Annotated in this window: 14 protein-coding genes; 4 read left to right on the top strand and 10 right to left on the bottom strand. The window is 69.8% G+C overall.

Annotated elements, in window-relative coordinates:
* The first annotated feature begins 44 nt into the window (after positions 1 to 44).
* Positions 45 to 584, top strand: a complete 540-nt coding sequence (locus ABF401_RS13470; RefSeq protein ID WP_353510076.1) for a hypothetical protein — start codon at positions 45 to 47, stop codon at positions 582 to 584.
* Between the two features lie 55 nt (positions 585 to 639).
* Here the strand turns inward: ABF401_RS13470 and ABF401_RS13465 are convergent, their stop codons facing one another.
* The 6 genes from ABF401_RS13465 to ABF401_RS13440 form a co-directional block, all read right to left on the bottom strand.
* Positions 640 to 1275, bottom strand: a complete 636-nt coding sequence (locus ABF401_RS13465) for an NAD(P)-dependent oxidoreductase (protein ID WP_353510075.1) — start codon at positions 1273 to 1275, stop codon at positions 640 to 642.
* Between the two features lie 114 nt (positions 1276 to 1389).
* Positions 1390 to 1731 carry a cupin domain-containing protein gene (locus ABF401_RS13460; protein ID WP_353510074.1) on the bottom strand — a complete coding sequence of 114 codons (342 nt, stop codon included), beginning with the start codon at positions 1729 to 1731 and terminating at the stop codon, positions 1390 to 1392.
* 246 nt (positions 1732 to 1977) lie between these two features.
* Positions 1978 to 2607 carry a GNAT family N-acetyltransferase gene (locus tag ABF401_RS13455; RefSeq protein ID WP_353510073.1) on the bottom strand — a complete coding sequence of 210 codons (630 nt, stop codon included), beginning with the start codon at positions 2605 to 2607 and terminating at the stop codon, positions 1978 to 1980.
* Positions 2608 to 2740: 133 nt separating this feature from the next.
* Positions 2741 to 3148: a DUF7144 family membrane protein gene (locus tag ABF401_RS13450; RefSeq protein WP_353510072.1), complete on the bottom strand. Its 408-nt coding sequence runs from the start codon at positions 3146 to 3148 to the stop codon at positions 2741 to 2743.
* A gap of 123 nt (positions 3149 to 3271) precedes the next feature.
* The gene (locus ABF401_RS13445) at positions 3272 to 4333 is read right to left on the bottom strand and encodes an alcohol dehydrogenase catalytic domain-containing protein (protein WP_353510071.1); all 1062 of its coding nucleotides are present in this window, start codon (positions 4331 to 4333) and stop codon (positions 3272 to 3274) included.
* Entirely contained in the window at positions 4330 to 5199 is an 870-nt protein-coding gene (locus ABF401_RS13440) for an SDR family oxidoreductase (protein ID WP_353510070.1), read from the bottom strand. The genes ABF401_RS13445 and ABF401_RS13440 overlap by 4 nt, the downstream gene beginning before the upstream one ends.
* Before the next feature lie 88 nt (positions 5200 to 5287).
* On the opposite strand from ABF401_RS13440, the gene ABF401_RS13435 reads away from it, so the two are divergent.
* The 3 genes from ABF401_RS13435 to ABF401_RS13425 are packed head-to-tail and all read left to right on the top strand — an operon-like array spanning position 5288 to position 8560.
* Entirely contained in the window at positions 5288 to 6484 is a 1197-nt protein-coding gene (locus tag ABF401_RS13435) for a dipeptidase (protein ID WP_353510069.1), read from the top strand.
* A gap of 37 nt (positions 6485 to 6521) precedes the next feature.
* Positions 6522 to 7385 (top strand): DUF72 domain-containing protein, encoded by an 864-nt coding sequence (locus tag ABF401_RS13430; RefSeq protein WP_353510068.1) that lies wholly within the window; start codon positions 6522 to 6524, stop codon positions 7383 to 7385.
* Positions 7386 to 7420: 35 nt separating this feature from the next.
* Positions 7421 to 8560, top strand: a complete 1140-nt coding sequence (locus tag ABF401_RS13425) for an AI-2E family transporter (protein ID WP_353510067.1) — start codon at positions 7421 to 7423, stop codon at positions 8558 to 8560.
* A 16-nt stretch (positions 8561 to 8576) separates the two neighbouring features.
* On the opposite strand, the gene ABF401_RS13420 is transcribed toward ABF401_RS13425, so the two are convergent.
* The 4 genes from ABF401_RS13420 to moaC all read right to left on the bottom strand — a co-directional run bounded on the left by ABF401_RS13420 (position 8577) and on the right by moaC (position 11286).
* Complete coding sequence (locus ABF401_RS13420; protein WP_353510066.1) at positions 8577 to 9560, bottom strand: hypothetical protein; 984 nt, start codon at positions 9558 to 9560, stop codon at positions 8577 to 8579.
* A 70-nt stretch (positions 9561 to 9630) separates the two neighbouring features.
* Complete coding sequence (locus tag ABF401_RS13415) at positions 9631 to 10182, bottom strand: GNAT family N-acetyltransferase (protein WP_353510064.1); 552 nt, start codon at positions 10180 to 10182, stop codon at positions 9631 to 9633.
* Positions 10183 to 10259: 77 nt separating this feature from the next.
* Positions 10260 to 10793, bottom strand: a complete 534-nt coding sequence (locus ABF401_RS13410; RefSeq protein WP_353510063.1) for a MogA/MoaB family molybdenum cofactor biosynthesis protein — start codon at positions 10791 to 10793, stop codon at positions 10260 to 10262.
* The gene (moaC, locus tag ABF401_RS13405) at positions 10786 to 11286 is read right to left on the bottom strand and encodes a cyclic pyranopterin monophosphate synthase MoaC (RefSeq protein WP_353510062.1); all 501 of its coding nucleotides are present in this window, start codon (positions 11284 to 11286) and stop codon (positions 10786 to 10788) included. Before moaC ends, ABF401_RS13410 begins: the two co-directional genes overlap by 8 nt.
* Between the last annotated feature and the right edge of the window lie 91 nt (positions 11287 to 11377).

Below are 11377 nucleotides of genomic sequence, written 5' to 3'. Positions count from 1 at the left end.
GGGACATACGACGGAGTCACGTCACCGCTTGCCATACTGAGCCGGTGGGGACGCGAGACGGCCACACGGCCGCCTTCAGGACAGCAGCCACCGCGGCGAGAGAGCGCGCGGAGCAATGCCGTCGTCGCCGGGCGGAGCTGCTCACCGGAGCCTGCCTCAGCGGGCCTGACCGTGTCGCGCTCGCCAACGAGCGACTCGCGCGGGCCAACGAGCACCTCGAGCGTGCCATCGAGCGGGCTCATGCCGCCGAAGGGCTTCGCGCTGACGTCGTCGGGACGCACCAGTTCAATCAGGTCTTGCTCAGAGCGGGTGTCTCCCCCGTGGGAGGCCGGCCACATCTGCCGCCCCGACTCGACCATGCGTCTGTAGCCACACCGCTCGCCGCTGGCCTGCTGCAGTCGATCAGCAGCGGCTCCGCCACGGTGCTCGAGCTCTGGATTACATTCTCCGGCTACGGCGGGGAAGCCTCGTACATCGAGTTCGAGGGATATGTGAACGGGGCATGGTCGATGTCTGCCCCCGACCGTCAGCTTCTCAGCCACGTCTACCGGGAACACAGGGAAGCCGGCTGGGCGGAGCCATAGCCGCTTGGCGGCCTGAACGCGGCCGCATCAGGGACCATGCGATGTGGGAGCTGGCTCAGTAGGCGACGCAGATGTGCTCTCGGTGATGCTCAGCCCGGTCAACCTCGTTGACGATCGCGTCGGCGAAGTCGGGGCCGGAGATCTCCGACTTTCCCTCCGCGTCGAAGAGTGCGATCTCACCGCCGACGCGGTATGTCCCCGTCTTGTCGCCCGGCGCCCAGGCGCCGTAACCGCCGGCGGGACTGACGAACACCCAGTCCAGCTCCGCCGGAGCCGACGTGGCAAGCCAATGCCTGGTGGCCTCTCCCTCCAGCGCCTCCTCACGGAACTGCTCAGGGATTTCGCCCTCGGCAAACCGAGGCTCGCCCGTCGCCGGACGCAGCGAGGAGAACCCTCCCACCATGATGAGCCGGGTACCGGCTTCAGCCGCGGCCGCGGCATACGACGGGTAGAGCTGGATCAGTCGACCAGCTGTTTCCCCGCGCGGTGACAGCGTCAGCACGACGGCATCCGCCCCGGGGATGATCGCCACGGCGTCGGCAGCGTCGCCGGTCTCGTAGCGCACTCCTTCGACCGGATCAGTCGGCGCGTTGCGGCTCCAGGACACGACCTGGTGGCCTCGGGCCACAGCCTCCCGGGCTACGTTCGCGCCGGTGTAGCCCGTGCCTCCGATGATGGCGATGGTGGACACGATCTGACTCCTTCGTGACAGGGTTTCGATGAGGCGATCATTGCCGGCGGCCGAGCAGGGGTATCGCCGATCGTGGACGAGTCCGCCACGACCTACGTTTGACCAGGCGGCTGGTCAGGCACTCTTGACGACCGTCAGCAGGATCGTGCTGTCCTTGACCGCCTCGACGCTGTGCCTGGCGGGCGGGATGACGAGGAGGTCGCCGGGCGCGCCGTCCCACGACACCTCATCCGTGACGAGGCGGACCCGGCCGCCCAGGACGTGGAGCGTGGCCTCGCCCGGGCTCTCGTGCTCATCGAGCACCTGTCCCTCGAGCAGCGCGATCACGGTCTGGCGCAGCTGGTGTTCGTGCCCGCCGTAGACGGTGCGGGCGCTGCGTCCCGTCGACGACGATCGTGCTCCCTCGAGTTGCGTCCGGGCCAAGGCCGTCAATGAATGCTTCTCCACAGTGGTCACCTCAGGATCTCGTCAGCGCAGCCGCACAGCCGGTGCGGGCTCACCTTGACAGCATGACCGTCCCTGGGTCCCACGTCGACCGACGGGTGTCCGGGTGCCGGCGTGACGCGCCTTGTGGTCGGGATCCGCGCTCACGGCGACTCGAGGTCCCGCTCCCTCGCCTTCGCATGAGCGACATGCGCATCGCCGATCAACGCGTGATGGGCGCTGGCCTTGCTGACCGTGTTGTCGACGGCAGCCGCTGGATCATCGCTCTGGGGCGGGTTGCGACACCGGGTCCTGGACGAGTTGCATCGACACGAGTTCGGTGAATCCCGCACGACGGGCAAAGCGCACCTTCCGACGCTTGTACACCGTGAAGCCGAGCTTGGCGTAGAGGCCGAGGGCGGGTTCGTTGGTGTCCTTGATGTCCCGGAGCACGTATTCGCGATAGGTGGGAAGCGCCAACAGGTGACGCAGCAACGCGGTCGCGACGCCGCGACCCTGATAGGCCGGCTCGGTGGCGACGAACCCGATCTCGGCGAGGCCGGGCCGGGCGCCTTCCGAAGCGCTCATGAACCACGTCCGGATCACCACATAGCCGAGCAGCCCGCGCACCAGCCCGAGATGACGGCGGATCTCCCTCCAGCGCGGCGCGAACACGGTCTGGTCACCCTCGGTGAGCGAGGCAAGTCCGGCTGGCTCTCCATCCACCAGCGCGATGTAGAACCGATTGAGCAGCAACATGTGCTCGAAGGCGTCGGCCAACCTGCTGGTGTCCCGCGAGAACGCGACGAAGTCCTGGGCAAAACTGCCCACATAGACCTCGGTGATGCGGCGCCGATATGCCTCGCCCAGCTGGTCTCCCCGCTGAACGTCGACAAAGGTCTCGTCCATGCCCGTCCACTCCGATCGCCCCGCACCAGTTCGGGTCGACCCTATCGACGCGCACTCAGGCCGCGAAATCCGCTGCCAGACATCGCCCGTCGTCGCCTGCGGGCATGCGACGAACGATGTCTGCTGCGCGCGTTCAGGCCGTCCTGGACCTGGCGAGCTGAGTGACGAGCGCCCAGATGATGGCCACGTCCAACGCGATGATGACGATGGCCCAGACCGGGTAGTAGGGCAGCCACATGAACTGCGCCACGGCCGAGAGGACCGCGACGACCATGGCGACGATGAACGACCAGGTCTGGCCCATGACCATGGCGACGCCCAGTCCGATTGCGGCGAGGCCCAGGATCAGGTGGATCCACCCCCACTGGGTGGTGTCGAACTTGTAGATGTAGTTGCCGGTCACAACGAAGCGCTGGTCGTTGATGAGCGCGGCGAGGCCCTGCAGCGCCTGGAAGATGCCGACCAGGACGAGGAGGGACGCTGCGAACACCGTGAGGCCTTCCGCCCACGCCATCTTGGTCGGTGAAACTTGACTCGACATCGATCCTTCCCTTCATGCCACCGGCCACCGGATGGCCGGAATGCCCTTTCTCGAACGCTATGTGGGCACGCCGATCCCGCACTCACCCTTTCAAGGTGAAACGCGCACCAGAGAGCGGCTCGGTCAGGGCCTGGCTGCGGGCGAACCCGGCCGAGCGGGGTCGATCATCGTGATGCCGCTGACGACCGCCCGGTCCATGGTGGGCAGCAGCGTCGCCGCCTCTTCCAGCCCGACGACCCGCTCGATCAGCGACTCCGGCCGCAGGTCACCCGACGCGATACGGGCCATCATGGCCGGGTAGTCGACCGCAGCCATGCCGTGCGAGCCGAGCAGGTCCAGCTCCCAAGCGATCAGGCGCGACATCGGCACTCGGGGATGGCCGGCGACCGAGGGCAGCAGCCCGATCTGGACGTGACGTCCCCGACGCCGCAGAGACAGGATCGCGTCGGCGCAGGTGTCCTCGGTGCCGACCGCGTCCACGGAGACGTGGCTCCCCCCAAGGGTGAGCTCGTGCACCAGGGGCGGCACGTCGGAGCCCTCCGCGGCGACCGTGACGTCGGCACCGACAGCGGTGGCGGCGTCCAGCGCGCCGAGGTTCCGGTCGACCGCGATCACCTTGGCCCCCATTGCCTTGCCGATCATGACGCAGGAGAGCCCGACGCCACCGGCACCGACAACGGTGACCCACTCGCCGGCCCGGACCTGCGCCCGATCGGTGAGCGCGCGCCACGCGGTGGCAAACCGGCAGCCCAAGGCCGCGGCCGCCTCGAACGACACCCCGTCCGGCACCCGCACGAGATTCGTCTCGGCAGAGTGCAGGGCAACGAACTGCGCAAACGACCCCCAATGGGTGAAGCCCGGCTGCTCCTGGAACGGACACACCTGGGCGTTCCCAGAGTGGCACCAATCGCAGGCACCGCAGCCCTCGACGAACGGCACGGTGACGCGGTCACCCACTGACCAACCCTCGACGCCCTCGCCAACCGAGCAGATCACGCCGGCGAGCTCGTGCCCGGGCACGTGGGGAAGGCTGATCTCGTCGTGCCCGACCCAAGCGTGCCAGTCGCTGCGGCAGAGCCCGGTGGCTCGCACCTCGACGACCACACCACCCTCCGGCGCGACGGGATCCGGCACGTCCCGGACGACGGGAGCCGCCCCGATGGCGTCGTAGACGACTGCCCTCATGACGAGCTGCGCTCCGAACCGGCCAGATAGTCGCGGAGGCTCACGGGCCGCCGCCCGGTGAGTCGCTCGACGTCGTCCGTCACGCCGTCGAACTCCCCCGCCCTGATGGCCAGGTACGTCGAGACCCAGGCCTCGACTTGCCAGTCCGGCGCTCCGTAGACCTCCCGGGACTGGTAGGCCTCCTCGATCGTCTCGTCGTGGAACCGCACCTCCCGACCCCGGATCTCGGCGAGGAGGCCGGCGATCTCTGCGAGTGTCAGCGCCTCCGGCCCGGTCAGCGAATAGGTCTGCCCAGCGTGGCGCGTCGGTTCCTGCAGCACCGTCACCGCCACGCCAGCGATGTCCTCGTGCGAGACGACCGCCGCCCGGCCATCGCCCGCGGGTCCCCGGATCACCCCGTCCGGCCCGACCATCGCCTCGGAGAACTCGAGGTAGAGGTTGTCCCTCAGGAAGGTCCACGCCATTCCGGATGCCTTGATGTGCTCCTCGGTCGCGAAGTGGTCCCGCGCCAATGTGAACGTCGCCCCGGGCGCAGCACCGAAGAACGAGACGTAGACGACGTGCTCCACACCGGCCCCAGCCGCTGCGTCGACGAAGGCCCGATGCTCGTCGAGCCGCTTCTCGTGCTCCGCGGCCGACACCATGAACAGCGTCGACACCCCGTCCAGCGCCTCCGCATTCGCGGCCGAGTCGCCGTAGGCGCTCTGCACCGCCGTCGCCCCCGCCACCCGAGGTGCCCGCCCGACGTCGCGGACCAGCAGGCGCTGGGCGACCCCACGTTCCGCCAGACCACGCGCGACGAGACCGCCCAGCCAGCCCGTCGAGCCCGTCACCGCCAGGGCCGGCGCAGCTCCAGTTGTGCTCATGCGCTCGATGCTAGGCGCGGGCGACTGCGGACCCGCCGAGGGCCCCGGCCGCACAGCCAGCCCTCCGCCGGCAGCTAGCATCCGCGTCATGACCCGGGAACAGCGGCGCCGGCTGCGGCGCGGCCTCATCGCTGTCGGCGTGGTGGTCGTCGGGGCAGGCGCAGCCCTCGTCACCGTCGGGCCAGGGCTCGTCGAGAGCTCGCTCAACAGGCTCGACGAGGCCCCGATGCCCGACGTCAGTGAGCGCGCCAGGGCCCTGCACCAGCGGCTGCACGTCGTCGACCTGCACGCCGACACGCTGATGTGGGACCGCGACCTCCTCGAACGCGCTAACCGCGGCCACGTGGACCTGCCGCGCCTGCGCGACGGCCACGTCGCAATCCAGGTCTTCTCGTCAGTGACCAAGTCACCACGGGGTCAGAACTACGAGTCCAACACCGCCGAAACCGACACCATCACGCTCCTCACGATGGTCCAGCTGCAGCCCCCACGAACGTGGGGCTCGCTGCTGCAGCGCTCGCTCTACCACGCCGAGAAGCTCGAGCAGGCGGCCAAGGACTCCGGCGGGGCCCTGATCCTGATCCGGACCAAGGCAGATGTGGACCGGCTCGTCACCGCCCGACAGGCGGGTAACGACGTGACCGGAGCGCTCTTCTCCGTCGAGGGCCTGCACAACCTCGACGGCCGCCTCGAGAACCTCGACACACTCGAAGCAGCCGGCATGCGGATGGCCGGCTTCACCCACTTCTTCGACAACGAGCTCGCCGGCTCGATGCACGGCGTCGACAAGGGCGGCCTGACCGACCTCGGCCGCCAGACCTTCGACGCGATGGAGCAGCGCGGCATCATCGTCGACATCGCCCACGCGAGCCACACCGCCATCGAGGAGATGCTGGCCCGAGCGACCAGGCCGCTCGTCGCGAGCCACGGTGGCGTCCAGGCGACCTGCAACGTCAACCGCAACCTCACCGACGATGAGATCCGCGGCATCGCACGGACCGGCGGGGTGGTCGGCGTCGGCTACTGGGACGCAGCCGTCTGCGAGCTGACGCCCAAGGCGGTCGTCGATGCCATCGAGCACGTCATCGAGGTCGGCGGGATCGAGACCGCGGCTCTCGGCAGCGACTACGACGGCGCGGTGACGGTCGGCTGGGACACCAGCGACCTCGCCGTCATCACCCAGGAGCTGCTCGACCGCGGCCGCAGCGAGACGGAGATCGCGGCCATCATGGGCGGCAACACGCTGCGGGTGCTGCGCGCCGTCCTTCCCGGGCGACCGGAGTGACCCTCCCCCGCGCGTCAACCGCACTAGCCTCGACACCATGAGCCAGGCCCGTGTCGGAGTCTCGGGCTGGCGCTACCCGCGCTGGCGGGGCGACTTCTACCCCAAGGGCCTGCGCCAGAAGGACGAGCTGCGCTACACGGCCGAGCGCATGACCTCCGTCGAGATCAACGGCTCCTTCTACTCGCTCCAGCGCGTGACCTCCTACGAGACCTGGCGCGACGCCACCCCGGACGACTTCGTCTTCGCCGTCAAGGGCGGCCGGTTCATCACCCACCTCAAGCAGCTGCGCGACGTGGAGACCCCGCTCGCCAACTTCTTCGCCTCGGGAGTGCTCGGTCTCGGCGACAAACTCGGGCCGATCCTCTGGCAGCTGCCCGAGCGCACCCGCTTCGATGCCGACCGTCTCGCTGCCTTCTTCGAGCTCCTCCCCCGCACCACCAGCGCAGCCGCCGAGCTGGCTGAACGCCACGACGACAAGGTCCCCGACGACCGAGCCGCGACCAAGGCCCTCACCCGCCAGAAGCTCCGGCACGCCCTCGAGCCCCGCCACGAGAGCTTCGACACCGCCGAGGCCCGCGCCTTCCTGACAGAGCACGACATCTGCACGGTCGTCGCCGACAGCGCCGGGCGCTGGCCCCAGCTGCACGACGCGACGAGCGACTTCCGCTACGTCCGCCTGCACGGGGAGACCGAGCTCTACGCCAGCGGCTACACCGACGAGTCCCTCGACCGGTGGGCCGACCAGATCAACAGCTGGCTCGCCGACGGACACGACACGTACGTCTACTTCGACAACGACGCCAAGGGCCACGCCCCCCACGATGCCGTCGCCCTGCTCGACCGTCTCCCCGCCTCCCCCGCCACCGACGACGACCCCGGCCACGAATCCAACGGCGCCTGAGCGCGGAAGCGAGCTCAGCGGCATACCGTGTCCTCGTGACCGACAACGCCACCCAGCCACCCCTCGCTGAGCCCGCCCGCCCATCGGCCGTCCCGCCCGCGGTACGCGGGGCGAGCGAGTGGGCACTGCGCCTGCTCGTCATCGGCGCCGCGCTCTACATCGCGACCCTCGTCCTGCGTGAGTTCTCCCAGATCGTCATCCCGCTGCTCGTGGCCCTCCTGCTGGCGGCGATGCTCGTGCCGATCACCCGGCGGTTCGCGCGGGTCATGCCCACTGGCGCCGCCGCCGGCCTCACCGTCGCCGGCGTTCTCGTCGGAATCAGCGCCCTGTTCACCCTGGTCGGCCAACAGTTCAGCAGCGGCTTCTCGGACCTGACAGCGCAGCTGGCCACGGGTCTGGAGCAGATCCGTGACTGGGTGCGGACGACGTTCAACATCACGGACACGGAGTTCGACCGCTATTTCGAGAGCCTCCGGGACGGCGTGAGCAGCTCCGGCAACCTCGGCCGCACCGCCGCCAGTGTCGGGCTGACGGCGACGCACTTCATCGCCGGGATCTTCATCACGCTCTTCACCCTGTTCTTCTTCCTCTACGACGGGCCGCGGATCTGGAACTGGCTGGTGCGGCTCTTCCCCCGGGTGGCCCGCTCCCGCGTCGCGTCGTCCGGCCGGATCGCGTGGGACCAGCTGTCCGCCTTCGTCCGCGCGACGATCATCGTGGCGTTCGTCGACGCCGTGGGTATCGCCGTCGGTGCGGCGATCCTCAAGGTGCCGTTCGCGTTCGCCATCGGGGTGCTCGTCTTCCTCTTCTCCTTCATCCCCATCGTCGGTGCGCTGCTCTCCGGCGCCGTGGCGGTCATCCTCGCGCTCGTCTCCCAAGGCTTCGGGGTGGCGCTCATCATGCTCGCGGTCGTCATCGGGGTGCAGCAGCTCGAGTCGCACGTCCTCCAGCCGCTGCTTCTCGGCCATGCCGTGAGCGTCCACCCGCTCGGCGTCATCCTCGCCATCGCCGCCGGGTCGCAGATCGCGGGCATCGTGGGCGCGCTGGCGGCGGTCCCGTTCGCTGCGGTGCTCAACGCCGTCGGCAAGCACCTGCTCATGCGGGAACCTGAGGAGGAGCTCGACGAGGAGCTGGAGGAATCGGCCGAGGAGGGATCCGCCCCCGCCAACGCCTGACTGGGGGGTACCCGCGCTACTGCGAGGCGGCGCGGCGCGCGAACAGCGCTCGGTCGTCGAGCTCGTCGACCTCGTCCGCGAACTCCGGCGTGTCGAAGACGTCGGCCGGGATGCCGTTCTCCGTGTAGCGCGGCTCCGCCTTCGCCTTCATCGCGTACGTCGGCGTGGGCACCGGCACCGGGCTCCACGTGCCGGGCGCGGGTGGCTCGGCGGGCTGCTGCGTCGCGGCTTCCGTCGCCTCGACGTCAAACACCATGGCGTATGCCGCTGAGCTCGCTCCCGCTGCCACCCCGGCTCCCGTCGTGGCCGGCTCACCGGTGGTGGCGGGGTCGGCGGCGTCCGCCGGGCTCACGGCGTAGCGCTGCGGCTCGCGGATGACCTGCGTGTCGTCGCTGGAGAGTCGCGGCTCTGACGCCGGCGCGGTCGGGCGCCCGGCCCGGCGAGGCCCTGCCCTGCGCGCCCGGTCAGCCCGCGCCTCGGTGCGGAGCCAGACCAGGACGGCGACGAGGGTCAGTACGGAGAGCGGCACCGACGCCCAGAGCAGCACGCCGGTGACGGCGAGAGCGACGGACACGGGCACCCAGAGGAGGGAGACGAGCAGGAGGGCCGCGCGCAGGAGTCGCTGGGCGCGGCTCACGCGACGCGGCGCACCCTGAGCCCTCTGGGCGGGGACCGTTGCTCGGGCAGTGCTCATCGACTCCACCTCGTGTCGGGTGCCGCTCGTTGCCGGGTCGTCGTCGGACGAACGCCGGGCGACCAACGGCGAGCGACGACCCGACGCCGCGGCCGCGGCCGGTGTCACCGCATGCGAATGTGACCGCCGCTCAGGGAGTTCCGAGCTGGGAAGGACCCGTCGCTTCTCCAGCACGCGCATCGCCTCGGTGTAGCCGTCGACCGAACGGGCCGCCGCACCGTTCGCCCTGCGGCGCGACCAGAGCTTCAGCAGGAAGACAGCCCAGAGCGCCACGATGACAACGAAGATGACGCTGCTGGCAGGCACGAACCCCACGGTAGGCGGCTACTGCGGCCACCCGATGCATATCCGGTGCGTGTCGCGCAAGTGGCTGGTGTTACAACTGAGACAAACGTGGGGCGAGCCCCTCAGCCTCGAGTTCCTCTTTCGTCACGGCGAAGCTCAGGTGGTCCCGCCAGGCCCCGGCGATGTGGAGGTATCGCTCGCGGACGCCCTCCTCACGGAGCCCCAGGCGGCGGACCAGCGCGAGGGAGCGCTCGTTGTCGACCCGGATGTTGACCTCGACCCGGTGCAGGCCGGCCGGACCGAGCGCGTAGTCGATCGCCAGGGCCAGGGCCCGCGTCGCAATCCCTTGCCCTGACTGCGATTCCGCGAGCCAGTAGCCGACGGCCGCTGACTGTTGCGCCGCCCGGGTGACGCCGAAGACGTGGACCTGGCCGACGATGTGCCCGCCGATCTCGATGCACCACGGCATCGCTCGATCGGCCGCGGCCTCCTCGTCGAGGTCATGGACGAACTGGCGGTAGCTCACCGGCTGCGAGGTCGAACCCGGCGGCAGCGTCGGCTCCCACGGGCGGACGTGGTGGGCGTTCTCGCGACGCAGCTGGTGCCATTCCTCCTCGTCCTTGATGCGCAGCGGTCGCAGCACGACCTCCGGGTCCGCCGTCCGGTCGCGCAGGATGATGGGCCACGGTGCGAGCTGTGGCTTGCGGCGCCAGGGAGGTCTCAGTGGTCCCCTCCGGGCAGCTGCTGGAGCACGTGCTCGAGGACCTGCTCGAGCACGTCGAGCCCGTCGGTGACCCCGCCCCGGGAGCCGGGCAGGTTGACGACGAGACACCGGCCCGAGATCCCGACGAGGCCACGCGAGAGCATCGCGGTGGGGACACCCTTGGCCACGCCGGCCGCGCGCATGCCCTCGGCGATGCCCGGCACGAGCCGGTCGAGGAGAGGCATCGTCTGCTCAGGGGTCACGTCGGTCGGCGTCAGGCCGGTGCCACCGGTGGTGATGACGAGGTCCGGCTCGGAGGCGAGCACGTCGCGAAGCGTCAGGCCGAACTCGTCCCCGTCGGCGACGACGATCGACGCTCCGGTGGCGAAACCCCAGGACTGGAGCCGTTCGACGATGACTGGTCCCGACCGGTCCGGATAGACGCCGGCAGCGGCGCGGCTCGACGACGTGATGACGACGGCGCGCCGGTCCGCTCCGACGAGCTCAGCCTCTGTGTCGGTCCGCACGTCGGTTCGCGTGCTCTCACTCATGCCAGTCACCTGATCTTCCTCCCGACTTGGCGGTCACCCGGACGTCGGTGATCCGCCCGTGCTTGTCCACGGCCTTGACCATGTCGATCAGGGCGAGGGCGGCCACGCTCACGGCGGTGAGCGCCTCCATCTCGATGCCCGTCCGGTCGGCCGTCTTGACCGTGGCCGCGATGTCGACCCCGTCGTCGGCCACGGCAAGATCGACCTCGACTCCGTGGACCGCGATCGGGTGGGCGAGCGGGATGAGCTCAGGAGTGCGCTTGACGGCCTGGATTCCGGCGAGGCGGGCGACGGCCAGGGCGTCACCCTTGGGGACGACGCCGGATCGGAGGGCCTCGACGGCCGCAGCGCTGAGCAGGACGCGACCCCGGGCGCTCGCCTGGCGCGCGGAGACCTGCTTGGCGGACACATCGACCATGTGCGCCGTTCCGTCGGAGCGCACGTGGGTCAGGCCGGACGTGGACCCGCGGTCGGCAGGAGTCTGATCAGCCACTCGGCCATCATGTCACCGCTCTCGGAGAGCTTTGAGACGGACCCGGGTGGCCACCACACACCCTTTTCGTCGAGTGTGCACTCCACGCCCC

The sequence above is a fragment of the Intrasporangium sp. genome (genome assembly GCF_040414665.1).
Taxonomy (GTDB): Bacteria; Actinomycetota; Actinomycetes; order Actinomycetales; family Dermatophilaceae; genus Intrasporangium.
This window is presented reverse-complemented; position numbering and strand designations above follow the sequence as displayed.